The organism is Bradyrhizobium nitroreducens (genome assembly GCF_002776695.1).
Taxonomy (GTDB): Bacteria; Pseudomonadota; Alphaproteobacteria; order Rhizobiales; family Xanthobacteraceae; genus Bradyrhizobium; species Bradyrhizobium nitroreducens.
In genome coordinates this window covers 4,694,644-4,720,279 of the sequence record NZ_LFJC01000003.1, presented here as the reverse complement: position 1 = coordinate 4,720,279, position 25,636 = coordinate 4,694,644, and the positions used below count along the sequence as shown (strand labels likewise).

19 protein-coding genes are annotated in these 25,636 nt (G+C 66.2%); 7 read left to right on the top strand and 12 right to left on the bottom strand.

The features are described 5' to 3' along the window. Position 1: 1 nt before the first annotated feature. Positions 2-1,267 (bottom strand): NAD(P)/FAD-dependent oxidoreductase, encoded by a 1,266-nt coding sequence (locus TSA1_RS22775; protein ID WP_100178283.1) that lies wholly within the window; start codon positions 1,265-1,267, stop codon positions 2-4. A gap of 4 nt (positions 1,268-1,271) precedes the next feature. Next, positions 1,272-2,933 (bottom strand): thiamine pyrophosphate-binding protein, encoded by a 1,662-nt coding sequence (locus TSA1_RS22770; protein WP_100178282.1) that lies wholly within the window; start codon positions 2,931-2,933, stop codon positions 1,272-1,274. Between the two features lie 1,157 nt (positions 2,934-4,090). Here TSA1_RS22770 and atzD point away from each other — a divergent pair. Continuing rightward, on the top strand, positions 4,091-5,197 hold the full coding sequence (gene atzD / locus TSA1_RS22765; protein ID WP_100178281.1) for a cyanuric acid amidohydrolase: 1,107 nt from the start codon (positions 4,091-4,093) through the stop codon (positions 5,195-5,197). A 108-nt stretch (positions 5,198-5,305) separates the two neighbouring features. Next, on the top strand, positions 5,306-6,781 hold the full coding sequence (locus TSA1_RS22760; protein ID WP_174719028.1) for an amidase: 1,476 nt from the start codon (positions 5,306-5,308) through the stop codon (positions 6,779-6,781). 12 nt (positions 6,782-6,793) lie between these two features. Here TSA1_RS22760 and TSA1_RS22755 read toward each other — a convergent pair whose 3' ends face one another. Then, positions 6,794-7,336 carry a peptidoglycan-binding domain-containing protein gene (locus TSA1_RS22755; RefSeq protein ID WP_142252501.1) on the bottom strand — a complete coding sequence of 181 codons (543 nt, stop codon included), beginning with the start codon at positions 7,334-7,336 and terminating at the stop codon, positions 6,794-6,796. Positions 7,337-7,510: 174 nt separating this feature from the next. Further along, a complete protein-coding gene (locus TSA1_RS39825; RefSeq protein ID WP_174719027.1) occupies positions 7,511-7,831 on the bottom strand; it encodes a hypothetical protein in 321 nt (106 codons plus the stop codon). 134 nt (positions 7,832-7,965) lie between these two features. Between TSA1_RS39825 and TSA1_RS22745 the strand changes: the two genes are divergently transcribed. Next, entirely contained in the window at positions 7,966-8,874 is a 909-nt protein-coding gene (locus TSA1_RS22745; protein ID WP_100178278.1) for a PaaI family thioesterase, read from the top strand. 67 nt (positions 8,875-8,941) lie between these two features. Further along, complete coding sequence (locus tag TSA1_RS22740; RefSeq protein WP_174719026.1) at positions 8,942-9,307, top strand: hypothetical protein; 366 nt, start codon at positions 8,942-8,944, stop codon at positions 9,305-9,307. On the opposite strand, the gene poxB is transcribed toward TSA1_RS22740, so the two are convergent. From poxB to TSA1_RS22725, 3 genes are all read right to left on the bottom strand, one after another. Further along, positions 9,304-11,040 carry a ubiquinone-dependent pyruvate dehydrogenase gene (gene poxB / locus TSA1_RS22735; RefSeq protein WP_100178277.1) on the bottom strand — a complete coding sequence of 579 codons (1,737 nt, stop codon included), beginning with the start codon at positions 11,038-11,040 and terminating at the stop codon, positions 9,304-9,306. The genes TSA1_RS22740 and poxB overlap by 4 nt on opposite strands. Positions 11,041-11,148: 108 nt before the next feature. Further along, on the bottom strand, positions 11,149-11,781 hold the full coding sequence (locus TSA1_RS22730; RefSeq protein ID WP_100178276.1) for a 2-dehydro-3-deoxy-6-phosphogalactonate aldolase: 633 nt from the start codon (positions 11,779-11,781) through the stop codon (positions 11,149-11,151). A 1-nt stretch (position 11,782) separates the two neighbouring features. Continuing rightward, entirely contained in the window at positions 11,783-12,709 is a 927-nt protein-coding gene (locus tag TSA1_RS22725; RefSeq protein WP_100178275.1) for a 2-dehydro-3-deoxygalactonokinase, read from the bottom strand. A 214-nt stretch (positions 12,710-12,923) separates the two neighbouring features. On the opposite strand from TSA1_RS22725, the gene TSA1_RS22720 reads away from it, so the two are divergent. After that, entirely contained in the window at positions 12,924-14,021 is a 1,098-nt protein-coding gene (locus TSA1_RS22720) for an LLM class flavin-dependent oxidoreductase (RefSeq protein ID WP_174719025.1), read from the top strand. 57 nt (positions 14,022-14,078) lie between these two features. Then, positions 14,079-14,648, top strand: coding sequence for a flavin reductase family protein (locus TSA1_RS22715; RefSeq protein ID WP_174719024.1), 570 nt, complete (start codon positions 14,079-14,081; stop codon positions 14,646-14,648). 158 nt (positions 14,649-14,806) lie between these two features. Here the strand turns inward: TSA1_RS22715 and TSA1_RS22710 are convergent, their stop codons facing one another. Beyond that, positions 14,807-16,654 carry a sigma-54-dependent Fis family transcriptional regulator gene (locus TSA1_RS22710; RefSeq protein WP_174719023.1) on the bottom strand — a complete coding sequence of 616 codons (1,848 nt, stop codon included), beginning with the start codon at positions 16,652-16,654 and terminating at the stop codon, positions 14,807-14,809. A gap of 531 nt (positions 16,655-17,185) precedes the next feature. On the opposite strand from TSA1_RS22710, the gene TSA1_RS22705 reads away from it, so the two are divergent. Continuing rightward, positions 17,186-18,892, top strand: a complete 1,707-nt coding sequence (locus TSA1_RS22705; RefSeq protein ID WP_100178272.1) for a methyl-accepting chemotaxis protein — start codon at positions 17,186-17,188, stop codon at positions 18,890-18,892. Positions 18,893-18,970: 78 nt separating this feature from the next. Here TSA1_RS22705 and TSA1_RS22700 read toward each other — a convergent pair whose 3' ends face one another. From TSA1_RS22700 to TSA1_RS22685, 4 genes are all read right to left on the bottom strand, one after another. Further along, on the bottom strand, positions 18,971-22,276 hold the full coding sequence (locus TSA1_RS22700) for an acetyl-CoA carboxylase family protein (protein WP_174719022.1): 3,306 nt from the start codon (positions 22,274-22,276) through the stop codon (positions 18,971-18,973). Positions 22,277-22,288: 12 nt separating this feature from the next. Next, complete coding sequence (locus TSA1_RS22695) at positions 22,289-24,010, bottom strand: AMP-binding protein (protein WP_100178270.1); 1,722 nt, start codon at positions 24,008-24,010, stop codon at positions 22,289-22,291. A 146-nt stretch (positions 24,011-24,156) separates the two neighbouring features. Further along, positions 24,157-24,813: an aspartate/glutamate racemase family protein gene (locus TSA1_RS22690; protein WP_100178269.1), complete on the bottom strand. Its 657-nt coding sequence runs from the start codon at positions 24,811-24,813 to the stop codon at positions 24,157-24,159. A gap of 1 nt (position 24,814) precedes the next feature. Further along, positions 24,815-25,585 (bottom strand): GntR family transcriptional regulator, encoded by a 771-nt coding sequence (locus TSA1_RS22685; protein WP_100178268.1) that lies wholly within the window; start codon positions 25,583-25,585, stop codon positions 24,815-24,817. Positions 25,586-25,636: the final 51 nt, after the last annotated feature.

Below are 25,636 nucleotides of genomic sequence, written 5' to 3'. Positions count from 1 at the left end.
CTCAGAGGAAACGTTCGGGCGCGAAGGGCAGAAGCGGAATCTCGGGCTGCTTGCCGCTGAGGAGCTGCGCGACGAGCCGGCCGGTACGGGCCGAGCCGACCAGGCCGACATGGCCGTGGCCGAAAGCATAGACGATATCGCGCGAGGCGCGCGCATAGCCGATGCAGGGACGTCCGTCCGGCATGCTCGGCCGATGCCCGAACCAGGCTTTTATGCGCGAGGCGGGAATGTCCTTCGGCAGTTTCGGAAACATGCCGATGAGATGGTCACGCAGGATCTCGGCGCGTTTCCAGTTCGGTGCCGCCTCGAGACCCGCGATCTCGACCGTGCCGGCCGCGCGCAGGCCCTTGTTGGTCCAGTTCACCACCATCTTGGCGTCGGAGGCCATCATCGAGCTGCGCGGGCCGACTTCCGGATTCTCGATCATGACGTGATAGCCGCGCTCGGTCTCCAGCGGCAGGGGATCGCCGACCGATGCCGTGAGCTGCTTCGAGCGGGCACCGGCGGCAACCACGGCGGCATCGCAGGCGATCTCGCCGGTCTCGGTGACGACGGCGACGAGCTTGTCGCCGCTCAGCCTCAAGCCGGTCGCCTTGGCCCGCACATGTGTGACGCCACTGGCAATGGCATGATTGGCGAGCGCCGCGACATAGGCGCCGGGATCGCGACAGCGCCCGGCCTCCTCCACCACGACGCCAAAGGTGTAGCGCGGATGCAGGTCCGGCTCACGCTGGCGCATCTCGTCGGCGTTGAGCTCCAGCCATTCGACGCCGACCTTCTTGCGCAGGCGCCAGCCGAGATCGTTGTCGAAATTGCCGCGCGAGGGAAACACGTGCATCACACCGTTGCGCTCGATCAATTCGGGGACGCCAGCCTCTTCCGCGAGCTTCCGATGCAGCAGCGGCGCGTCCTTCAGGAGATCGCGCAGCGCAAACGCTGTCTTCTCGACGCGCGCGGGGGTCCAGCCCGAGAGCAGGTACCTGATCAGCCAGGGCAGCGCCTTCGGCAGATAAGACCAGCGGATCGCGAGCGGACCGAGCGGGTCCATCAGATAACCCGGCACCTTCTTCCAGATGCCCGGCTCGGCCGGAGGAATCACCGAATGCGAGGAGAGCCAGCCGGCATTGCCGTAGCTCGCCGCCTGTTCGCCGCCGGGCTCGCCGGGATCGATCAGCGTGACGCGATGACCCTCGCGCAGCGCCTCGATGGCGCTGATGACCCCGACCGCGCCGGCTCCGATGATCGCAACGTGGCGGCCGGTCGCCATCGCCCTACGCCTTCACCGCGGGCGTGAAATCCTTGCCGACAGAGATCGCGCGCGGGTCGATGATGCAATGGAGGATCGCCGGCTTGCCCGAGGCCAGCGCGCGCTCGAAAGCGGGTGCGAACTCTTCGGTGCGTTCGACGCGCTCGCCATGACCGCCGAACGCCTTGGCGTACATCGCAAAGTCCGGGTTCTTGAGCTGGGTGCCGACGACGCGGCCGGGATAATCACGCTCCTGATGCATGCGGATGGTGCCGTATTGCGAATTGTCGACGACGATGACGACCAGCGGCGCGTCGTATTGCACGGCGGTCGCGAACTCCTGGCCGTTCATCAGGAAGCAGCCGTCGCCGGCGAAGGCGACGACGACGCGATCCGGATATTGCCGCTTGGCCAGCACGCCCGCAGGCACGCCGTAACCCATTGAGCCCGAGGTCGGCGCGAGCTGCGCCGCGAAACTGTGGAAGCGGTGATGGCGATGGATCCAGCCGGCATAATTGCCGGCACCGTTGCAGACGATCGCGTCCTTCGGCAGCCGGTCGCGCAGCCAGGTCATGACCTGGCCGTACTGGAACGTGCCCGGCAGCTCGCGCGCCTTGTCGGTCCAGGCGAGATAATCGGCATGGGCCTTGGCGGCCTCACCCTTCCAGGCAACGGCGCCGGAAGGCTTCAACGTCTCGACGGCGGCGGCGAACGCGGCGGGCGTCGCCTGGATCGCCAGATCGGGCTGATAGATGCGGCCGAGCTCTTCGGAGCCGGGGTGAACGTGAACGAGCTTCTGCTTCGGATTGGGGATGTCGAGCAGCGTATAGGACGAGGACGGCATCTCCGACATGCGGCCGCCGATCAGCAGGATGACATCGGCATTGTCGATGCGCGCCTTCAGGCCCGGGCTCGGCCCGATGCCGAGATCGCCGGCATAGTGCGAATGGTCGGCGTCGATCAGCGAGGCCCGGCGGAACGACGTCGCGACCGGCAGGTCGAAGCGCTCGGCAAAGCGCGCGATGCTCTTGGTCGCCTCATCGGTCCAGCGCGAGCCGCCGAGGATGACGAGCGGCGCCTTGGCGCCCGCGAGCATGGTGCCGAGCTTCTCGATATCGGAAGGCGCGGGCCAGCTCACCGCCGGCTCGATGCGCATAGCGTCGGCAACGGCGGCGGTCTCGGTCAGCATGTTCTCCGGCAGCGCGATCACGACGGGACCGGGACGGCCCTGCATGGCGACGCGGAAGGCGCGCGCCACCAGCTCAGGGATGCGGTCGGGACGATCGATCTCGACCGCCCATTTCGCCATGGAGCCGAACACAGCCTTGTAGTCGAGCTCCTGGAACGCCTCGCGCTCGCGCATGCCGGTGTCGACCTGGCCGACGAACAGGATCATCGGCGTCGAATCCTGCATCGCGATGTGGACGCCATGGCTGGCATTGGTGGCGCCGGGGCCGCGGGTGACGAAGCAGACACCGGGCCGTCCCGTGAGCTTGCCATAGGCTTCCGCCATCATGGCAGCACCGCCTTCGGCACGGCAGATCACGACGTCGATCGGGCTGTCATGCAGCGCATCGAGCGCCGCCAGATAGCTCTCGCCCGGCACGCAGGTGACGCGCTCGACGCCTTGGGCGACGAGCTGATCGATCAGGATCTGGCCCCCGGTGCGGGTGTTGCGGATGGTCATGTCGGCTCCCTCAGGGATCTGGCGATGCGTCTATATTCGGAGACTGCGTAGGACAGGCCGAGAGGGCGCGCAAGATCGAAAGGCTTCTCGCAGCCTGCGCAGACGTCATGCCCGCCGGTGCCGTTTGCACGCCCGCCCGTTTGTCGGGCTTGATGGAATGATCGCCGTCGACATGATGCTACCACGATGTCCCGGATGGCTGGATCGCCCGCGTCAAACGCGCAATGACCGAATGTTTGCGGCGGACACGGTGCCGGAGGGTGGGCGAGGCGCGCTTGCGCCGTGCCCACGATCTCCCTCCATGAGCAACAGGTGCGTGGGCACGCTGCGCTTTGTCCATCCTACGAAGTCGGAGGTTGTGACTCGCAGATATGCCTTCACCTTCTCGCGGCGCTTCCGCCCGAGTTTTGCTCTCCTCTTCGCGCCCTCTAACAGAAAGGGCGCAGGGAAGGCCGGGCGCCGGCTGGCACCCGCAAGACCCCCGTGCGAAAACATTGCACACGCAATGCACGAGGGAGACACAGGGCAGCCGCAACATCCGGCCTTCCCTGCGCGATGTTTGACGGCGTATGGCGCGCTCTCCCCGGAGACGAGTTCCTGCTTGCCTCCGTCACCCCGCGAATTGACGGCGCGCTTTGCCCGGTCGGGCTCGGCGCACCTCCGCAGGGCTTGGCTGTAGCAACGACAGCCAGGACCACGCGATTTGGCCGTACGCTTCAGCGCCGTTCGTCCGCACGAAGCCTTGAGCTCACGGGGTTCATCCCGCCCTGCTCCCGCCTCCCGTGCACGACGCTGATAGCGTCCACCGCTCCCCGATCCGCGGCTCGTTGCGACGTACGACCGCCCCTTTCGCCGGATCAGGATGGGCAACACATACGCCGAAACCGAATTTCGGTAAAGTGGAATATTTTTGGTGGGCGCGATTGACAGGCCCGCGAAACAGGGACGTCGGCGACCATCGTCTTTGCCGTCATTCCGGGGCACGCCACTCGGCGCGAGCCCCGAATCCATTTGACCGCATAGCGCGCTGCTCGATGGATTTCGGGCTCGCGCTTCGCGCGCGCCGGAATGACCTAGACTGTTGCGTCTTGACATCCACTCCGCTTCCACGGCTGGTAGCCCTGCCGGACCACCGAACCTTCCACGGGGACTCTCTTATGCGATCAACATCGGTCGGCGTCTTCAAGGTCGCCACCAAGGGCCCTGGCGACGTCTCCGGCCTCATCAGCCTGATCGTTTCAGGCGCGATCGATCCAGCCGCAATCCTGGCGATCCTCGGCAAGACCGAGGGCAATGGCGGCGTCAACGACTTCACGCGGGAATATGCCGTTGCGGCGCTGTGCACTGCCCTCGCGCCGAAGCTCGGCCTGACGCCACATGAGGTCGAGCAGCGCATTGCGTTCGTGATGTCGGGCGGCACCGAGGGCGTGCTCAGCCCGCACATCACGGTGTTTACCCGCGCGGAGATCCGTAGTCCGCCCGGCATCTCAGGCAAGCGCCTGAGCATCGGCATGGCGCAGACCCGGGATTTCCTACCTGAAGAGCTTGGCCGCTCGGCGCAGATCGCCGAGACCGCCAAGGCCGTGAAGGCCGCGATGGCGGATGCCGGCATCAGCGATCCCGCCGACGTCCATTTCGTGCAGATCAAGTGCCCGCTGCTCACCAGCGAGCGCGTCGAGGCGGCGGCCGCGCGCGGCAACAAGACCGCGACGACCAGCTCTTACAGCTCGATGGCCTATTCGCGCGGCGCCTCCGCGCTCGGGGTTGCGGTCGCGCTCGGCGAGGTCACATCCGACATCCGCGACGAGGACGTGCTGCGGCGCCATGATCTGTTCTCGAAGGTCGCCTCGACCTCGTCCGGAATCGAGCTGATGCATAACGTCGTCATCGTGCTCGGCAATTCGGACACTTCAGCCAGCGCGTTCGAGATCGGGCATGCCGTGATGAACGACGCGATCGACGCGCCCGCGGTGGTCTCGGCATTGCAGAGCGTCGGGCTCGAGGTCGCGCCGCAGGCAAAAGCGGGCCGCGAGCTCGTCAACATCTTCGCCAAGGCCGAGGCTTCGCCCGATGGCAGCGTGCGCGGCTTCCGTCACACCATGCTGGAAGATACCGACATCAGCTCGACACGTCATGCCCGCGCTGCGGTCGGCGGCCTGATCGCGGGCCTTGCCGGCACCGGAATGGTCTATGTCTCCGGCGGCGCCGAGCATCAGGGGCCGGCCGGCGGCGGCCCGGTTGCGGCGATCGCGCGACTGTTCTAATGACGCCGACCTCTCCGCCCGGCGCAACCCTGCCCCTCGTGCCGGCTCAGTTGATTCACGCGGGACCTTGCTCAAAAGCTGACGCCGCACCTCAAGGGATTTGACTTCATGACTTTGCCGATGAGCTGGACGGAATGGGCGCAGCACGATGGCGTCGCGCTGGCGGGACGGGTCCGCAAGGGCGAGCTGACGGCGAAGGAGCTGGCGCGGCAGGCCGCCGCCGGCGTCGCCAAGGTCAATCCGGCGCTGTCGGGCGTGGTCGAGCTGTTCGAGGACGTGATCGCCGATCCCGCCAAGGACGGCGCCAATCTCGCAGGTCCCTTCGCCGGCCTGCCGTTCCTGATGAAGGATCTCGGGCCGACCATGAAAGGCCGGCTGCAGGAGATGGGCTCGCTCTTGATGCGCGGCAACCGCGCCGCGGCCGATACCTTCCTCACCGGTAAATTCCGCCAGGCGGGGCTCAACCTGATCGGACGCACCACGACGCCGGAATTCGGCGTGTGCTCTTCGGCCGACAATCCCGCCGTGTACGTCACCCGCAATCCCTGGAATACCGACTACACCACCTGCGGCTCGTCGGCGGGCAGCGCGGCGATGGTCGCCGCCGGCGTGGTGCCGATCGCGCATGCCACCGATGGCGGCGGCTCGATCCGCATTCCCGCCGGCGTCAACGGCAATATCGGATTGAAGGTCTCGCGCGGCGTGTTCTCGCTCGCGCCCCACATGTCCGACCTTACCGGCCTCGTCTCGATCCAGGGCTGCCAGTCGCGCAGCGTGCGCGACACCGCCGCCTTCGTCGATCACGCCCGCGGCCCTGCGCCCGGCGAGTTCATGCCGTTCTGGACCACGGCGCAGCCTTATTCGGAGATGATCAAGCGCGATCCGGGCAAGCTGCGCATCGCGTTGTCTCACACCTGGGGCGACTACACCGCGACGCCTGAACTCGCAGCCGAGCTGGAGAAGACCGGCCGCTTCCTCGAAGGCCTCGGCCATCATGTCGACTACGCGCTGCCGGAGCTGGATTTCCGCGCCGCGTTCGAGGCACAGACGATGTGCTACATCTCGAACTTCGCAGTGGTGATCTCCAACATGCTCGCCGCGCGCGGGCTGGAAAAGCCGCCCGAAGACCTGATCGAGCCGATGAACATCCGGATCTGGGAAGCCGGCCGGCACACGACATTCGCCGAGCGCGCGAAGATGCAGGGCGTGTTCAACACCACCTCGCGTGGCTTCGGCGCCTTCTTCGAGCAGTGGGACGTGATCCTGACGCCGATCACCGCGCTGCCGACGCCCAAGGTCGGCACCAGGGAATATCTCACCATCTCCGACAATCCCGATGTGCTCGACTGGTTCGGCAATCTCTGGCGCTTCTTCGCCTTCACCCCGCTCGCCAATCTCTGCGGCATGCCCGCAATCTCGATGCCGATGGCGAGCCAGGACCACGGCCTGCCGCTCGGCATCCAGGCCATCGCCAAGCAGGCCAATGACGGCCTCTTGCTGCAACTCGCCGCCCAGATCGAGCGCGCGCTCGACGGCAAGTGGAACGGCGGCAAGAAGCCGAAGGTGCATGTGATGAACGGGTGAGCGGAGGCCCGATCAGGGCTTCGGCTTGGGACTCTCGGTCGGCGGCCAGGTGCCGGTCGCCTTCGTGTATTCGCTCTTCATCCGGTCGTATGTCTGGGCCCCGATCATTCCGTCGGGCGTCAGGTTCTGCGCGGTTTGAAAGTCGACGATCGCTTTGAAATAGGCTTCGTTCGCCTCGTCGTCGATCGCACCTTGATAGGTGCCGATACGTGACAAGATCGTCTTGCCCTGCCGCACCGGTACAAACCCGGGCACGCCGAGGAAGCTGGGGAGCGTTTTCGGATTGGCCGCCAGCTTGGCGATCTTCTCCGAGTTGAACTGGTTGATCAGCCCTGCCTCGACCAGGAATTTGAGATTTTGTGCGGCCTCGTCCTTGGTGGGGGCTGTCAACGCCTTCGCGATCAGGGAAAACTCGAACTTCTCGCGCTCGAGCCTGGTATTCCAGAAACCTTGCAGGACGGCGCCGGTACCCGTTCCGATCAGGCCGACCACGGCCAGCACCAAGGGAGACGTGAGCCAGGCTGGCGCGACAGATCTGCCTTCCGCATCCGCCATGAGAATTCTCCAGTCCGCGTGTCTTGCCGCGAGACTAGCGCAGGCCGGGAGGCAACGGTAGTGGCCTTGCCATGCTGCACGCTCTCGATGTCCCGTCGCGTGCCGTGGCCCGATGACGGGTTCGCGGAAGTCTCGAACCATGAGGGCCGAACACGATCTCCCAAAAGCGAGATCTCAGTTCTTCACTGCCGGGATGTCCTCCGCCGGCGGTTGCTGCTGGCCCTGCTGGTACATCGCCAGCGCCTTGTCGAGGGCTTCGCGCAATGCCAGCGCGGCGGCGACGCTGCAGCGCAGATGCGCGGTCTGGACCACGTCGACCCTGACGGCGGCACCGACCGGCATCAACAGGTTGGCGGCGAGCTCGATCTGGATCGCGCCGTTGTGATGGCCGAAGCACGACGCGCCGTCGAAATAGATGATCGGCGCCCGCTCCGAGCTGGAGCTCGAAATGATGACGGGCCCCTGATTGGCGGCGGGCGTTTCGGGGTCGGCCATGGGCGCTCCTTGCAGTTCGTCGACGAACGAAGCGCCCACCATCGGCGCTTCGGTCCGCCCTGTCGAGGCCAAACCGGCCCGCGCGGGACCTATCCGGGGTTTTGCGCGGCGCCCGACTGGTCTAGAACCTCCCCATGAGCACCACACCAACCACGCTTGCCTTCGAGGAACTCGCGGAGGCGATCAAGGGCCGCCGCTCCGACTACGGCCACATCAGCGGGCTCCAGCTCGACCGCTTCGCGCCCAGCGAAGCCTGGTCCAGCCTGCCCTATCGTCCCGTCTTCGTCGGCGACACCGAGACCGGCGTGCTGCATGGCGGCGTCGTCACCGCGATGCTGGACGAGAGCTGCGGCATGGCCGTGCAGCTTGCGCTCGACGGCACCCGCGCGATCGCGACGCTCGACCTGCGCATCGACTACCAGAAGCCGGCGACGCCCGGCCTCGACATCAAGGCGCATTCGGTCTGCTACCGCACCACGCGCTCGATCGCTTTCGTGCGCTCCACCGCCTATCAGGAATCCGAGGACGATCCGGTGGCGACCGCGACCGCCTGCTTCATGGTCGGCGCCAACCGCACCAACATGCTCGCCGATCGCCGGATGAGTGCGCTGGATATACCGGCGCTGGAGGCGCCGGAGGATCCCGCTGGGCCGTTCGCACGCAGCCCCTTTGCGCGCTGGCTCGGCATCCGCGTCAACGACGATGGCACGCTGACGATGCCGTTCTCACCAAAGATCATCGGCAATCCGATCCTGCCCGCGATCCATGGCGGCATGACCGGGGCCTTCCTCGAAACCACCGCCGTCATCGGCGTCGGGCGCGAGCTCGCCACGGCCGCGCCGCCCAAGCCGATTGGGCTCACCGTCAACTATTTGCGCTCCGGCCGCGCGCTCGACACGTTCGCCGACGTCTCGATCGTGAAGCAGGGCCGCCGCATCGTCGCCTTCGAGGCGCGCGCCTGGCAGGACGATGCGGACAAGCCGATCGCCACCGCTTTCGGTCATTTCATGCTGCGCCCGACGCCGGGACATGACGAGGAATGAGCGCATTTTGACTTGACGGCCGCGGCTCCGGCCACAACGATAGTACGTCTCCGCGAGAGGTATTGGATTGCGGCATCCGCTCGACATCGTTGCCATGTTCGCCGCGCTGTGGCTGCTGGCCTCGATGATGCTCGACGCGTTGACGCCGAAGGAGCTGACCGCGATCATGATCGCGGTGGCAATCGGCCCCGCGATCGTCATCACCGCCGTGTTCTATTACCTGCGCTGCCCGCGCACCGACTTCGCGGTGATCTTCGCGGCGCTGTGGCTGATCTCGGACATCGCCATCGCCTTCGTCTCACCGACGCAGCTGCCGCATTTCCTGATCGTGCTCGGCTTCCTGCCGGCCCTGGTGATCGGCGCCGTGCTGCACTGGCAGCGCTTCCAGCGCCGCCACGAGCAGCTGCCCGCGCCGTCGGTGAAGCGCAGCTAACGCGGCAAGAGGTTCGTCTTCGCAAGATCCAGCACCTCGTCGCCGCGGCCGTTCATCACCGCGCGCAGCACCCAGAGGCTGAAGCCCTTGACCTGCTCGGCCGTGATGGTCGGCGGCATCGACAGCTCCTGCTTGGCGGTGACGACGTCGAGCAGCGCCGGCCCGTCGTGCGCCAGCATCTCCTTGACGGCACCGGGGAGCTCGCCGGGATCCTCGACACGCCTTGCAAAGATGCCCATCGCGCGCGCCATCGCCGCGAAATCAGGGTTCTGCAGGTCGACATTGGTGTCGACGAAGCCCGCGGCCTTCATCTCCAGCGCGACGAAACCGAGCACGCCGTTGTTGAAGACGACCACCTTCACCGGCAGCTTCTCCTGCGTCAGCGTGATGAGATCGCCCATCAGCATGGTGAAGCCGCCGTCGCCCGACAGCGAGATCACCTGGCGGCCGGGCTGCGCGGCCTGCGCGCCGATCGCCTGCGGCATCGCATTGGCCATCGAGCCGTGCACGAAGGAGCCGATCAGCCGGCGACGGCCGTTCATGCCGAGATAGCGTGCGGCCCACACCGTCGGCGTGCCGACATCGGCGGTGAAGACCGCATCGTCGGAGGCATGGTCGCTGATCACCTTCGCGAGATATTGCGGATGGATCGGTTTGCTGCCAGGCGTGCCCTTCGCCAGTGAATCCAGTCCCTCTCGCGCCTTCTTGTAATGCGCAACGGCATCGTCGAGATGCTTGCGCTGCGCCTTCGCCTTCAGCAGCGGCAGCAGGGCCTCGATGGTCAGCTTGACGTCGCCGACGAGGCCGAGATCGATCTTGCAGCGCCGTCCGAGACTTTCGGGGCGGATGTCGACCTGTGCGACCTTCGCGTCAACAGGGAAGAACTGCTTGTAGGGAAAGTCGGTGCCGAGCATCACCAGCGTGTCGCAGGCATGCATGGCGGCATAGCCGGAGGAGAAGCCGATGAAGCCGGTCATGCCGACGTCGTAGGGGTTGTCGTATTCGACATGCTCCTTGCCGCCGAGCGCATGCACGATCGGGCTCTTCAGCGTCTCGGCGAGCTGCATCAGCGGCGCATGCGCGCCGGCGCAGCCGCGGCCGCAGAACAGGGTGACGCGGTCGGCGCTGTTGAGGAGATCGGCCAGCGCCCGCAGCTCATCGGCATGCGGCACCACCTTCGGCGCGGCCACGCTGAGGCCGCGCGTCGTCGACAGCGCGCGCTTCGGCGGGCTGCGGAAGGCGACGTCCCCGGGCATGGCGACGACCGCGACACCGCGCAGGCCCACCGCCGCGCGGATCGCGTTCTCCAGCACGAAAGGAAGCTGGCTCGGATCGGAGACCAGCTCGCAATAATGGCTGCATTCGCGGAACAGGTTCTGCGGATGCGTCTCCTGGAAATAGCCGCCGCCGATCTCGGCAGTCGGGATCTGCGCGGCGATCGCCAGCACGGGAACGCGGCTGCGATGGGCGTCGAACAGCCCGTTGATCAGATGCAGGTTGCCGGGGCCGCAGGAGCCGGCGCACACCGCAAGGCTGCCGGTCATCTCGGCTTCGCCGGCGGCGGCGAAGGCGGCGACCTCCTCGTGGCGGACATGGACCCATTCGATCGTGCCGCGGCGGCGCAGCGCCTCGGTCAGGGCGTTCAGGCTGTCGCCGACGATGCCGTAGATGCGCTTGACGCCGGCCTGCTCGAGCGTTTCCACGAACAGATCGGCCACGTTGTTGATCGCCATGTCGGTCTCCTGATGCGCCGGTCACACTGCGCGATGTATCAACATCAGCATCGCGGCAATATGAGGCACAATAGGCTATGACAGGTTCACGGCTAGTTTATTGACGGATCAGTCTTTCGCAATTGCCCGATCATAGGCGGTGATCGTCGCCTTCGCGCGCGATGCGACGTCGGCGGCGCTCATGCCGGGCTTGTAGAGGCTGGAGCCAAGCCCGAAGGCGGTGACGCCGCCCTTGATGTATTCGGCAAAGTTCTGGTCGGAGACGCCGCCGACCGCGGCGATCATCACGCCAGCCGGCAGCACGGCGCGGATCGCGGCGATGCCGGAGGCGCCGAGCACGCTCGCCGGAAAGAATTTCAGGCCCGATGCGCCCGAGCGCGCGGCGAGCAGCGCCTCGGTCGGCGAGAACACGCCGGGCAGCGTGATCATGGCGTATTGATGCGCACGCGCGAGCACCTGCGTATCCACGTTCGGCGAGACCATCAGTCTGCCGCCGACGTCATTGAGACGATCGACATCCGCGGTGGTCAGCACCGTGCCGGCGCCGATCAGCACGCCTGGAGCTGCCTGCTTCACGGCCATTGCGATGGAGCGGAACGGATCGGGCGAGTTCAGGGGAATCTCGATCGCGGTCAAGCCGGCCTCGATCAGGACGCCGACGATGGCTTCGGTCTCCTCGGGCTTGACGCCGCGCAGGATCGCAACCAGCGGACGCTTCATCGGCGGAAAGACAACGCTCATCTCAAAGATCCCTTGACTTCGTCCAGATCGCGGCAGCCGCCATCGACAAGCCGCGGCGGACGGCTTCATCCGCATCGACCGGCTGCACGGTGACTGACAAGGCGTCGAAAGCGTGGCGGTACAGCGCGGCCAGCCGGCCCGATGCGATCAGGGTGACGCCCGCTCTCGGCACGACGCCGGAGAGCCCTGCCGCGAGCTCCACGCCGATCAACGTGCCCGACAACGTCTCGCGCGCGGCACTCGGCGTGCCGCCGAACAGCAGCTGGCGCGAGCGTGCCGTGAACAGGAGATTGGCGGCGAAGGCCGGCGCTGCATAGGCGGCTTTCACGGCGGCCTTGAAGCTCGCGACGTCCTCGGCCTCGTCGGCGCCGGCGACCGCGAACGACAAAATGGTCTCGCGCGAGACCACGCTGAACAGCTCGCCGGTCATGAAGGTGGAGAAACCCTCGACGATGCCGCCCCTGGCGCGCACCCATTTCGAATGCGTGCCGGGCATGCAGACCAGCGCCTCGCCCGCGACTTCAAAGCCGAGCGCGCCGAGCAGCTGCGTTTCCTCGCCGCGCATGACATCCGGCGCGGCTGCATCGCGCTGCGCGATGCCGGGCAGGATGCGGATGTCGCGCGCCTCGCCGGGCACGCGCACGGCCTGCTTCAGGACGGCCGCGAGCGGCGCCGGCGTGTCGACATAGCCGGCCTCGACCCAGCCGGTCCTGGCGCCAGCCATGCCGCAGACGAGAACCGGCAGATGATCCGGCGCTTCGACTGCCGCAAGATGCGATCGCAGCACGGCGGGAAAGCCGGTCTTCGCCGCCGCCAGCATGCCCTCATCGCTGCGGCGCTGGGCCAGCACCTCCCCGGCGCGATCGACCAGCCACAGGCGAAAGCTGCTGGTGCCCCAGTCCACCGCGGCATAAGCGGGTTCGGTCATGCGAAACTGTCCTCGTCTCACGGCCGAGACGCCGTCTCGCGACAATGAGACGACGACGCGGACATCTGCCCCGGGATATCGGCTCTTGCCGCTCCAAACCAGCCCTTTCTCGCAAGTTCGGACACGTCTCGCGCTGGCACACCGCTTGCTGAAGCTCTCCCACTCACATCCGTGAACCGCGCGACAAGACGCGTCAATTATGGAGAGGAAACCCATGGAGATCGGCTATTTCACGATGCCTTCGCATCCGCCGGAGTGCGGCCTGAAGGAAGGACATGATTGGGACCTGCAGGTCCTGCGCTGGCTCGACGAGCTCGGCTATCAGGAGGCCTGGATCGGCGAGCACCACACCGCGCCCTGGGAACCCAATCCCACGCCGGACCTCTTGATCGCGCAGGCCTTGATGCAGACCAAGAAGCTGCGCATCGGACCGGGCGGCTTCCTTTTGCCCTATCACCACCCTGCCGAGCTCGCCAACCGCGTCGCGATGCTCGACCATCTCTCCGAGGGAAGGCTCAATTTCGGCGTCGCCGCGAGCGGCCTGCCGAGCGACTGGGCAATGTTCAACGTCGACGGCATGAGCGGGCAGAACCGCGACATGACCCGTGAGGCGCTCGAGATCATCCTGAAGATGTGGAGCGATCCCGCGCCCTGGACCTACAAGGGCAAGTTCTGGACGGTGACCAAGCCGGACACGATGTTCGACTTCCTCAAGCCCCACATCAAGCCGCTGCAGGCGCCGCATCCGCCGATCGGAGTCGCCGGGCTTTCGAAGAACTCGGACACGCTGAAGCTTGCCGGCGAGCGCGGCTTCATTCCGATGAGCCTCAACCTCAACCCGGCCTATGTCGGCAGCCACTGGGACTCGGTCGAGATCGGCGCCGCCAAGACCGGGCGCAAGCCGAACCGTGCCGACTGGCGCCTCGTGCGCGAGGTGTTCGTCGCCGACACCGACGAGGAGGCGTGGAGGCTCTCGACCGGCGACATGATGGGCCGGATGATGAGCGAGTACTTCCTGCCGCTGCTCGGCCATTTCGGCTTCAAGGACTATCTGAAGCACGCGCCCGACGTGCCCGACAGCGATGTCACCGTCGAATATTGCGCCAAGCGGAACTGGATCGTCGGCTCGCCGGCGACGGTCGCCGAGAAGATCGAGAAGATCTACGACGAGGTCGGCGGCTTCGGCGTGCTCTGCGTGTTCGGCTTCGACTACAAGCACAAGCCGGAAGCCTGGCACCACTCGCTCTCGCTGCTCAAGAACGAGGTGATGCCGCGCGTTGCGCATCTCGGCTCCGCGAAGAAGGCGGCTTGACGCATCGCGGGTGCGGCGCGAATCTGCCGCACCCGCTTCTATCTCGGAGATTTCCGCGTGACGGTCGACGGCAGTCCTCTGGACGCAAAGGATTTCAAGCAGGCGATGCGGCAGTGCGCCGGCGCCGTGGCACTGGTGACGGTCGGGGCCGAGCACGGCAAGCGCACCGGATTGACGGTGACCTCGGCCTGCTCGCTGTCGGACAAGCCGCCCTCGCTGATCGTCTGTGTCAACCGCAATGCCAGCGCTCATGCGCGCATCCGCGAGGAAGGCGCGTTCGCGATCAACTTCCTGCACGAGGATCACGCAATGCTGGCGCTGACCTTCAGCGGCCAGAAAGGCGTCAACGGCGACGACCGCTTTGCGTTCGGACAGTGGACGCGCGGCATAACGGGCGCACCGGTGCTGACCGATGCGGTCGCCGCGTTCGACTGCGTTCTGGCGCAGGAGTTCGAGACGACGACGCATTCGATCTTCGTCGGCGAGGTGCGCAGCGTCTCGCACGGCGCGGAATCGACCCCGCTGATCTATCTCCGCAGCAGCTTCCACACGCCGCGCGAGATGCGCGGCACCGTCACGGTTGGCGATCTCGACTCGCGGCATCTGAGCTGGAGCGATTTTTCGTAAAGGCGGCGACTTTGCAGGGTGGGCAAAGGCGCAGTTGCGCCGCGCCCACGATCTCTCGCGATGGCAAAAAACGCGTGGGCACGTTTCGCTCTGCCCACCCTACGATATCAGCGGTCGCGGCAGAGACTTCTAACCTCTCTTGCCGCATGCCATCGACACTACTGCGCCGTCTCGATCTTCAACTGCTTGATCTTCCGGTACAGCGTCGCGCGGCTCAACTTCAGCGCGCGGGCAGCTTCAGTGACGCGGCCGCCATGCTTGCGCAGGGCCTCGACGATGGTGGCGCGCTCGGAGGCTTCGAGGTCGGGCTCGGTCCGCCCGCCGAACGGCGGCAGATCAAGATCCGCATCGGTGATCACCCCATTCTCCGCCGTGCAGCCGGCGAGCCGCAGCACGTGGCGGAGCTGGCGCATGTTGCCGGGGTAAGGATAGGCCGCAAGCTGCGCCCAGGCTTCGCTGGAGAGCCGGCAGCCCGGCGCCTCCTCGCGCGCGATCTGGCGGATGATATCGTCGCGGTCGGCGCGGTCGCGCAGGGCCGGGAGCCGCACCTCCATGCCGCGCAGGCGGAAATAGAGATCGGCGCGGAATGCGCCCTCTTCCGCCATGCGGCCGAGGTCGCGGTGGGTGGCGCTGATCAGGCGGATGTCGACGGCGACAGGCTTGAGCGCGCCGAGCGGCCAGACCTCGCGGTTCTCCAGCACGCGGAGCAGCCGCGTCTGCAGGGCGATCGGCATGTCGCCGATCTCGTCGAGGAACAGCGTGCCGCCATGGGCCTGCACGATCAGGCCCTTCGAGCCGTCGCGGCGCGCGCCGGTGAAGGCACCGGCCTCGTAGCCGAACAGTTCGGCATCGATCAGGCTCTCCGGCATCGCGGCGCAGTTCAGCGCGACGTAATCGTTGCGCGCACGATTGCTGGCGGCGTGAATGGCGCGCGCAAACACGTCCTTGCCCACGCCTGTCTCGCCCTGCAGCAGCACCGGCAGATCGTGATCGATGACCGCGCCGAGCCGCTTCACGCTCTTGACCATCGCGGGATCGTGGCCGGCGAGCCGATGCAACGCGTCGAAGCGGCCGACGGGCGCCTCGCGGCGCGGCGCCATCGACTTCGCGCGCAGCGGCGGGGCAACATGGCTCCGCCCGACCGGCCGGCCATCGGCACGGCGCAGCTCGACGAGTTCATCCACGCCGCGCGAATGATCGAACTTGACGTAGCGCGACAGGTCGATCCCGGATGCGATCAAGCCGTCGGTGAGGCCCAGCAGTGCGCGCGCCGAACGGCAGGCGCCGACGATGCGGCGATCGTCGTCATAGGCAAGCAGACCGCTGCCGCCGTCGCCCGGCACGGTCGCGATCCAGGCGTTGCGGAAATGATCGCGGAAGATCGCCCCTTCCATGCGCCGGGTCGCCTCCATCGTCACCGCGAGCGCGAGCTGATGCGCAGCGCGCTCGAGATCCTCTCGGCAAGAGGTGATGTTGATGGCTCCGGCGAGGTGGCCGGCATGGTCGAACAGCGGCGCGACCGCGCAGGAGAACATGTGCCACTGCGCGCGAAAATGCTCGTCGCGATGCACCAGGATCGGCTTCTGCTCGGCGAGGCAGGTGCCCAGACCGTTGGTGCCCTCGCAGGCCTCGGCAAAATTCGAGCCGGTGTAGATCTTCCAGTCCATGAACAGGCGCGCATCCGCCTCGCCGGGCAGGCGGCTGAACAGCATGGTGGCGTTGGCGTCAGCGAGATTGACGCAATAGCCGGCGTCACGCAGCACGCGGGCGAGGTCATCGAGTTCAGGCGTTGCGAGCCTGATCGTCTCTTCCATCGGCCCGGCAACGTGCCGGATTTCGGCTTCGGTCAACGTCTGCGGCGGTCCCTGCCGGGCCGGATCGAGCTTGTGATTGACCAGGCACCGCCGCCAGGAATTGGCGATCCGCGAAGAGGCATCGACGTCGGCCACATGATTGGCGACGGACAAGACACGGGCGACATGGTTCGAGGCCGAAAGGCTGGCCATCGCGGACGTCTCCACCCTGTATTATTGTGCAAAGTCTGGCACCACAGGCGGGGATGTCAATCGGGAACCGGTCGCAGGCAGATGGCACACTGTCTCAGTGTCGTCATCGCCGAGCATAGCCGGCCGAAGGACGGCGTCGCGTCCGCTCGCCTATGTCCCGGCCATCCACGCATTGCCGCGCGTGCGAAAGAACGTGGATGCCCGGGACAAGCCCGGGCATGACGATGTGGACACAGCTCGCTTCGACGGCCGGACGCGGAATTGCTGCACCGCACTTACCAGGTGTCGAAGCAGAGCCCTTCTCCTTGTCCACTCCGGGGACAGGCGCGGCCGTTTCGCTGGTCTCCGTGGTCCTACGGAAGATCGCTCCCACGGGGTCGCCCCATCCTCGGTGAAGTACGGACGCGATATTCAGCCCGGCTTAACCGCGGCAATTAGAAACTATGTGGGCGCCGGTCAATCTGAAATTCAGAAGGAGGCCCGCGCAACACCGAAGCCCACTGCAGACGCTGTTCGGCAACCGGAGGACACATGAACGCTCTTTCCCGCTTTCGCGTGCTCACCAAAATTCTGGCCGTGATCACGATGCTGTCGACGATCGCGGCAATGCTCGCCTGGTTCGGCGCCAGCTCACTGGCCCAGCTCAACGAGGGCGCCGACAACATGGCAAAAGCCGCACGCCGGTCGCTTCTCGCCGCGCGCGCCAACCAGAATGCTCGTGACTTCAACCGCGCGGAGCTGCGTGGCGCGCTCGACACCAGCGAAGCGAGCCGTCAAGCGGTCCTGAAGATGATCGACGACCAGCTCAAGCAGTTTGATGAGCGACTCGACGAGGTCGGCAAGACGCGCGACGAGAGGGCCCAGCAGCTGCTCGCCAACGTTCGCCAATCCTACGCGGACTACAAGGTCCAGCTCGGTCAGACGCGCGCACTGCTGGCGCAGGCAAAGGAAGAGAAGAAGAGCGCTCAGGGCGACGAACTGACGGCCGCCGTGATGAAGAGCTGGTCTGCTTCGGAGAAGCTTCAGGCTTCGATCAAGGTGGTCGCCGACCGCCTGAACGACCGCGTCGAGGAATTCGCCAAGGCCGCAAGCGACGAATACCAGTCGAAGTCGCGCCTCATGGTCGGCCTCGCAGGATTTGGCATCATTTCCGGCCTGCTGCTCGGCTTCGTCATCGGTCAGTTCGGCATCGCCAAACCGATGCGAAGCCTCGTCGGATTGCTGCAAAGGATGGCCAAGGGCGATATCGTGGACATGATCGGTACCGAACGCAGGGACGAGATCGGCCAGACCGCCCGCGCGGTCGAGGAAATCAAGTTGATGCTCGCGGAGAAGGCACGCCAGGAAGCCGCTACGAAAGCCGAACAGGACCGTCTCCAGGCCGAACTGCGGCGTCAGGAGATGCACCGCCTCGCCGGTGAATTCGAGGGAACGGTCGGCGAGATCGTTCACACGGTCTCTTCAGCCTCGACGGAGCTGGAAGCATCCGCAGGTACCCTCACGACCACGGCGGAACAGACGCAAACCATCAGTGCGGCGGTGGCGGCGGCGTCCGAAGAGGCCTCAACAAATGTGCAATCTGTCGCCTCGGCAAGTGAGGAGCTGAGCTCGTCGGTCAACGAAATCGGCCGTCAAGTGCAGGAGTCCTCGCGCATCGCCAGTGAGGCCGTTCAGCAGGCGACCAGGACGAACGGAGACATCGCCCGTCTCGCCGAAGCCGCAGGGCGCATCGGGGATGTCATCGAGCTGATCAATAACATCGCCGCTCAGACCAACCTACTTGCGCTGAACGCAACAATCGAGGCCGCACGCGCCGGAGAAGCCGGACGCGGCTTCGCGGTCGTCGCATCTGAAGTGAAGGCGCTCGCCGAGCAGACCGCGAAGGCTACCGAGGAAATCAGCCGCCACGTCTCGGGCATGCAATCGGCAACCGACAACTCCGTGGCTGCGATCCAGGGCATAGGTGACACCATTACACGTATGTCGGAAATCGCCTCCGCGATCGCTTCCGCCGTGGAGGAACAGGGCGCCGCCACCCAGGAGATCTCGCGCAACATTCAGCACGCGGCCAAGGGCGCCGAGGAGGTCAGCTCCGGTATTACCAGCGTACAGCGCAATGCCGCCGAAACCGGCTCTGCGTCCGTTCAGGTCTTGTCCTCAGCCCAGATGCTGTCGCGTGACAGCACACGCCTCAAGGACGAGGTCAGCAGATTCCTCGGCTCCGTAAGAGCGGCCTGATCGCGGCCTATTTGGCAACGCGCAACGCGCCCGATGGGCCCCTGGCCGTGCACGCCCAGGGGGCAGCGCCGCGACTCCTCACCATGTATCGATGCACGGCCGCTTCTTCCCCGTCCTCGGCTCAGGCTTAGGCACGGACCGCAGGCCCGCCATGATCCAGCGCCGGGTCTCGGCGGGGTCGATGACGTTGTCGATCTCGAACACCGAGGCGATCGAGACGGCCTTGCCGTTGGCGTAGAGCTCGGCGACCTTGTTGCGGTAATAGGTCTCGCGCTCCTCGGGGTCGGCGATCGCCTCCATCTCCTTGCGGAAACCGAGCCGGACATAGCCTTCCAGGCCCATGCCGCCGAACTCGCCGGTCGGCCAGGCCGCGGTGAAGAAGGAGGCGTGGAAGCCGCCGCCGATCATCGACTGCGCCCCTAAGCCATAGCCCTTGCGCAGCACGATGCCGAACAGCGGCACGGTGAGGCTGGCGCCGGTGACGAACATGCGCGAGACGTGGCGCACGATCGCGGTCTTTTCGGCTTCGGGGCCGACCATGAAGCCGGGCGTGTCGCAGAGCGAGACCACGGGCAGATCGAAGGCATCGCACAGCTGCAGGAAGCGCGCGGCCTTGTCGCCGGCATCGGCGTCGATGGCGCCGCCGAGATGGCGCGGGTTGTTGGCAATCAGGCCGAACGGCTTGCCCTCGATGCGGATCAGCGCGGTGATCATGCCGACACCGTAGTCGCGGCGCAGCTCGAGCACGCTGTCCTTGTCGGCGACGAGATCGATCACGCTGCGGATATCGTAGACGCGCAGCCGGTTCTCGGGGATGGCCCGGCGCAGCAGGCGCTGATCGGCGGCCTGCCACTCCGTCACCGTGCCCTGGAAATAGGACAGGTATTTTTGCGCGACGGATGTCGCCTCTTCTTCGTCCTCGACCAGGATGTCGATGACGCCGTTCGGCGACTGGAACGAAACAGGGCCGACCTCGGCGGGGTGATAGACGCCGAGCCCGCCGCCTTCGATCATGGCGGGGCCGCCCATGCCGATCGAGGCGTTCTTGGTGGCGATGATGACGTCGCAGCAGCCGAGCATCGCGGCGTTGCCGGCGAAGCAATAGCCGGAGACAACGCCGATGACCGGCACGAGGCCGGAGAGCCGTGCGAACTGCACGAAGGACGGGCCGTCGAGGCCGGTCATGCCGAGCCTATCGGTGTCGCCGGGCCGGCCGCCGCCGCCCTCGGCGTAGAACACCAGCGGCACGCGCCAGTCTTCCGCCAAGGTCAGCATGCGGTCGATCTTCTTGTGGTTCATGTGGCCCTGCGTGCCCGCGAGCACGGTGTAGTCGTAGGCCACGACGATGCAGCGCGCGCCCTCGGGCCCGAACTTCTCGCCGTTCACGGTGGCGACGCCCATGACGAGGCCGTCGGCCGGCGTGTTCTTGATGAGGTCATCGAGCTTGCGGCGGCGACGCTGCGCCGCGATCGCAAGGCTGCCGTACTCCATGAACGAGCCGTCGTCGACGAGCTGGGCGACGTTCTCGCGCGCGGTGCGCTGGTTGGTGTTGCGGCGGCGTTCGACCGAGGCCGGGCGGTTCGCATCCAGCGTGTTGGCCTGGCGCGCGATCAGCTCGGCAAGATCGGGGCGAATATGGTCGAGATCGACATCGGCTTCCGCCGCCGTGCTGTCGGCCGCGACGTCGAGCGGCTCGAGATACATGATCGGCTCGCCATGCAGCAGCGTGACGCCATCGCCAGCCACGAGCTTCATGACGCGGCCGCCCTGCTCGGCCATCACCAGATGCTCCATCTTCATGGACTCGATCACGGCAAGCTGCTGGCCCGGGCGCACGATCTCGCCCTCCCTGACCTGGATGGTGACGATGGTGCCTTGCAAGGGCGCCGCAACCATCACCGTGCCCTCGGGCACGATCTGTGCGACGTGCGCCTCGGTGCCGTGAGCACCACTGTGCTCCGTCGCCGCGAAGTAGAGAGGCTTGGCGGCACCATCGGCGGCTTCGACCAGCTTTGCGATGTTGCGATCGATGAAGTCGGTCGCGATGCGGTTGATCCTGAAATCGGGATGCGCCAGCACCGCCTGGAGGAAGGCGATGTTGGTGACGACGCCGTCGATGCGGAATTCGCGCAAGGCGCGCGAGGCTTTCGCGACCACGTCGTGCCAGGCTTCGCCCGGCGTGTGCACGATGACCTTTGCGAGCAGCGAGTCGAAGGCCGCGCTGGTCTTGTAACCGGCGTAGCCGAAACTATCGACGCGGACGCCGGGACCCGACGGCGGCTCGAACACCGCGAGCACACCGCCGGTCGGATGCGTCGCGCCTGACACGTCCAGCGTCTCCATGTTGACGCGCAGCTGCATGGCATAGCCGCGCGGCTTCGGGATCGATCCCTGCGCCAGGCCAAGCGAGGCCAGCGAAGCTCCCGCAGCGACCGCGAGCTGGGCGCGGACGAGATCGAGGCCGAGCACCTCTTCCGTCACGGTGTGCTCGACCTGCAGCCGCGGATTGGCCTCGATGAAGGCAAAACTGTCCTCGGCGGTGCCGTCGACCAGGAACTCGAAGGTGCCGAGATTGTCGTAAGAGGCCGCCGTCGCAAGCTGCTTCGCCGCCTCGATGATGCGGCCGCGCAGGGGATCGCTCAGCGACGGGCTCGGGGCGACCTCGACCAGCTTCTGGTGCCGGCGCTGGATGGTGCATTCGCGCTCCCAGAGATGGGAAATCGCGCCGTGCTTGTCGCCGATGATCTGCACCTCGATATGGCGCGCCTGCCGGATCAGCCGCTCTGCATAGACGCCGTCGAAGCCGAACGCGGCCTTGGCCTCCGACTGGCAGCGCGCATAGGCTTCCGCGAGATCGGATGCGTTCTCGACCACGCGCATGCCGCGCCCGCCGCCGCCGGCCATCGCCTTGATCACGATCGCCGCGTTGCTGCCGAGCGATGTGAAGAATGCCGTGATCTCCTCCATCGAGGAAGGCCCGCTGGTGCCGGCGATGATCGGCACGCCGCAACGTTTCGCCAATTGCCGGGCCGCCACCTTGTCGCCGAACAGTTCGAGCGCCGCCGGTTTCGGCCCGACGAAAGTGAGGCCTGCGTCAGCGCAGGCCTTTGCAAACGCCGCATTCTCGCTGAGGAAGCCATAGCCGGGATGCACGGCATCGCAGCCGACGCTCTTCGCCGCCTTCACCACTGCCTCGATGTCGAGATAGGCCCGCGCGCCGCGGCCGGCGATTTCGACGGCGTCATCGGCCACGCGCACGTGCAGCGACAGCGCATCGTCGGCGGGATGGATCGCCACCGTCGCAATGCCGGCGTCGGCCGCAGCACGCGCGATACGGATGGCGATCTCGCCGCGATTGGCGATCAGGAGTTTCTTGAACGACATCGTCTCTCTCACTCAGACAGCAGCAGGCGCATTGGGATCGAGATCCTGCTTCTTCACCTTGCCCGTCGCCGTCAGCGGCAGGGCCTCGATCATACGCACTTCCGGAACCTTGTAGACGGCCATGCGCTCGGCGCACCAGGCGCGAATATCCGCGGCGGTCACGGTGCCGACCGCTTCCGGCTTGAGCTGGATATAGGCCACCGGCACCTGGCCCTTGTCCGCGTCGTCGCGCCCGACCACGCCCGAGCCCAGCACCTTCGGATGCTGTCCGAGCAGCGCCTCGATCTCCGGCGGAAACACGCTCATGCCCTTGACCTTCAGCATCTCCTTGCGGCGGCCGAGGAAGTGCAGGAATCCGTCCTTGTCGATCGTGCCGATGTCGCCGGTGCGCAGCCAGCCGTCGATCAGCGATTCCGCGGTTGCTTCGGGCTTGTTCCAGTAGCTCTTGAGCAGCGAGGGCGTCCGCACGCGGATCTCGCCCTCGGCGCCGAGCGGCAGCAGCGCGCCGGTCTCGAAATCGGTGATCTTGAACTCGGCGCCGGGCACCGGCAGGCCGACGAAGATCGGCTGGTTGTTGAGATCGAAATCGTCGTCCTGGAAGCCTGACGTGAAGGTGTTGGAGGTGTGGGTCTCGGTCATGCCCCAGGCCGCCTCCATCAGGATCGTGCCGGTGAGATCCTTCCAGCGCTTGCGGTAATCGGCATTGAGCTTCTTGACGAAGGAGACGACGCGCACCTGCCTCAAGGACGACAGGTCGAATTCGCGCCAGCGCGGATGATCCATCAGCTCGACCGCGCCGTCGACCGGCATCGCGGTGATCGTGACCTTGTACTTGTCGATCGCCGCCATCGCGCCGACGGCGTCCCAACGCGCCAGCAGCACCAGCGTGCCACCCGAGAACAGCGGGAAGATCAGGCCGAAATTCTCGCCGGCGATCCAGAACTCCGGGAAGAACGACAGGAACACGCTGCTCTCGTCCGACAGCACCGAGATGTTGTAGTTGGCGGCGGCGGTGTAGACCATGTCGCGGTGGGTGTGAACGCAACCCTTGGGCATGCCGGTGGTGCCGCCGGTGTAGTTGAGCGCGGCGACGTCATCGAGGCGGGGCGGCGGCAGCGGCGTTGGCGCGGGCTGCGCGGCAAGCGCCGGCAGCAGATCGGTCGCGCCTGCGACCGCAACGCGTGGCGTGCGGATCGAGTCCGGCGCGGGAAAGGCAGGTGAAGCCGGAACGACGTCGGCAAAGCTGGTGACGATGATCTCGCGCAGGCGCACCTCGCCGCGGACCTGCTCGACGACGGGGATGAGCTGGTCGAGCGCCACGATGATTTCTGCCTGGGTGTCGTTGAGCTCGTAGGACAGCTCGAACGCGCGCGACAGCGGGCTGACCGGGACATGGACGGCGCCGAGCTTCAAAATGCCGAAGAACACGATGTGGAATTGCGGACAGTTCGGCAGGAACACGGCGACGCGATCGCCCTTGCGCACGCCCTTGGCGGCCAGCAGCGCCGCAAAGCGGTCGCTCTGTTGGTCGAGCTCCGCATAGGTCGTGACGTGTCCGTAGAAGATCACCGCGGGACGATCGGGGCTCCGCTTCGCCCAGGCGCGCAGATATTCCGTCAAGGGAACTTCGCCGTGCAGATAGTTCGGCGAGCGCGGCACGCCCTGCGGCCAGGCCTTGTCCCACAGACCGCGCAAAGTGGCGAGGTAGCTGTTCTCGTCGAGACCCGCGTTCATGGCGTCTTTCCCGTGCTGCTTTTCTCGTCGCGACGGCACGCAATGTGGCGTCGCGCGACGTCGTTACACGTCGAGCACGGCAGAGGTCATGTCAAGGAAAACAGTTTTCCGCGGCGCGGCCGATGCCGCGGCGCGGAAAAATCACGCTACGCCTCAACGAGGCGAATGATCCGCCGCACGGCTGACGGGATCGGCGTGATGACCGGCACGGCGAACATCGGCTGAAGCTCGCGTGCCGCTTCACCCAGCGGCCCGCCGCCGATGATGACCGCCTCCGCTCGGTCCTGCGCGATGCAGGCCTCGACTGCGCCGGCAAGAGCCGTGCGCAGCTGCGCCGGATTGCGCAGAAGCTCAAGCGGATCGCCGTCGGCAAAGCGCGTGCCGGTGTAGAGCGATCGCAACCCCAGCGCATCAGGCAATGCATCGATCTTCGCATTGAGCAGCGGCGTCGTGGTCGCCACGCCGAACCGGCGACCGTCCCCGGCAGCTTCCAGCATCGCGGATTCGCCGATGCCGACGGCGGGCAGCTTCATCGCGGCCTTTATCGCAGCGAGCCCGGGATCGCCAAATGCCGATACGATGATGCCGTCGCACTGACAGCTGTTGACCCGCGCGATCTCCTCAACCTCCGGCGCTGCCGCCTCCAGCGCATCCGCCGAGAGAATCATCGCGGGCGCACGCTTCGCGGTGGCGCCGACAATGTCGAAACCATCGGCGGCAGCTGACCTCGCAATCGCCACCATCATCGTGGTGGTCGCCTCATTGCTGTTCGGATTGATCAGGAGGATGCGCCGGCCGGTCATGCTATCCGCCCGCCCGCGCCCGTGCGCCGATCTCCTGGAAGATTGCGGTGAGCTCGTCGACCTCGTCTTCACCTTCCTTCGGCCGGATCCGTTGCTCCATCTCCTCTATGTGATGACGCATGGCGTGGATCGCACCGGCCTTGTCGCGGGCGAGGATCAACGCGCCGATATCGGGATGCGCATCGGGCGAGCAATCCGGCTCGCCCGGCTGCTCGAAGGTCGCGATCGCCAGCGATGTTCGCAGCATCAGCTCGCGCGACATCTCCAGCAGCACACGGTTGCCCGCAAGCTTGGCGACCAAGACGTGGAATTCCGCCGTCAGCGACAGCGAGGCCCAGCGGTCGTTGCGATCGTGGCGCGCTTCACGATCCATATGCGCCTTCAGCTCGGCCCTGCCGGCTTTGTCCAGCCGGTCGATCGCGGCGCTCACAGCCGCGGTCTCGATGATGCGGCGCGCGGCAAAGATGTCCTGCGCCTCCTCCCAGCTCGGCCGATACACGAAGGCGCCGCGGTTGGGAATCTGCATCACGACCTTGCGCGAGGCGAGATAGGCCAGCGCCTGGCGGATGTGAATCCGCGTGGTGCCGAACGCCGCCGCGAGCTTGTCCTCGCCGAGCTTGGCACCCGGCTTGAGCCGCTTCTGGCTGATCGCGGTCAGGATACCCTGAACCACCGGATCGTCGTCGATGCTGCGCGGATCGACGGCCTCCGGCTCCCTGTGCTTCGGCTCGGAGCGCTTCGGCTTGCGCTTGAGGGTACGGGTTCGCTTCATGTCTCGCTTTTACAGGATTCTGGCAGGCCGCCGCAGCCCATTTTTCATACA

Coding starts and splice junctions, on each gene's coding strand:
- TSA1_RS22775 (WP_100178283.1), bottom strand. CDS start 1,267: ATGGCGACCGGCCGCCACGTTGCGATCATCGGAGCCGGCGCGGTCGGG.
- TSA1_RS22770 (WP_100178282.1), bottom strand. CDS start 2,933: ATGACCATCCGCAACACCCGCACCGGGGGCCAGATCCTGATCGATCAG.
- atzD (WP_100178281.1), top strand. CDS start 4,091: ATGCGATCAACATCGGTCGGCGTCTTCAAGGTCGCCACCAAGGGCCCT.
- TSA1_RS22760 (WP_174719028.1), top strand. CDS start 5,306: ATGACTTTGCCGATGAGCTGGACGGAATGGGCGCAGCACGATGGCGTC.
- TSA1_RS22755 (WP_142252501.1), bottom strand. CDS start 7,336: ATGGCGGATGCGGAAGGCAGATCTGTCGCGCCAGCCTGGCTCACGTCT.
- TSA1_RS39825 (WP_174719027.1), bottom strand. CDS start 7,831: ATGGCCGACCCCGAAACGCCCGCCGCCAATCAGGGGCCCGTCATCATT.
- TSA1_RS22745 (WP_100178278.1), top strand. CDS start 7,966: ATGAGCACCACACCAACCACGCTTGCCTTCGAGGAACTCGCGGAGGCG.
- poxB (WP_100178277.1), bottom strand. CDS start 11,040: ATGGCGATCAACAACGTGGCCGATCTGTTCGTGGAAACGCTCGAGCAG.
- TSA1_RS22730 (WP_100178276.1), bottom strand. CDS start 11,781: ATGAGCGTTGTCTTTCCGCCGATGAAGCGTCCGCTGGTTGCGATCCTG.
- TSA1_RS22725 (WP_100178275.1), bottom strand. CDS start 12,709: ATGACCGAACCCGCTTATGCCGCGGTGGACTGGGGCACCAGCAGCTTT.
- TSA1_RS22720 (WP_174719025.1), top strand. CDS start 12,924: ATGGAGATCGGCTATTTCACGATGCCTTCGCATCCGCCGGAGTGCGGC.
- TSA1_RS22710 (WP_174719023.1), bottom strand. CDS start 16,654: ATGGCCAGCCTTTCGGCCTCGAACCATGTCGCCCGTGTCTTGTCCGTC.
- TSA1_RS22705 (WP_100178272.1), top strand. CDS start 17,186: ATGAACGCTCTTTCCCGCTTTCGCGTGCTCACCAAAATTCTGGCCGTG.
- TSA1_RS22700 (WP_174719022.1), bottom strand. CDS start 22,276: ATGTCGTTCAAGAAACTCCTGATCGCCAATCGCGGCGAGATCGCCATC.
- TSA1_RS22695 (WP_100178270.1), bottom strand. CDS start 24,010: ATGAACGCGGGTCTCGACGAGAACAGCTACCTCGCCACTTTGCGCGGT.
- TSA1_RS22690 (WP_100178269.1), bottom strand. CDS start 24,813: ATGACCGGCCGGCGCATCCTCCTGATCAATCCGAACAGCAATGAGGCG.
- TSA1_RS22685 (WP_100178268.1), bottom strand. CDS start 25,585: ATGAAGCGAACCCGTACCCTCAAGCGCAAGCCGAAGCGCTCCGAGCCG.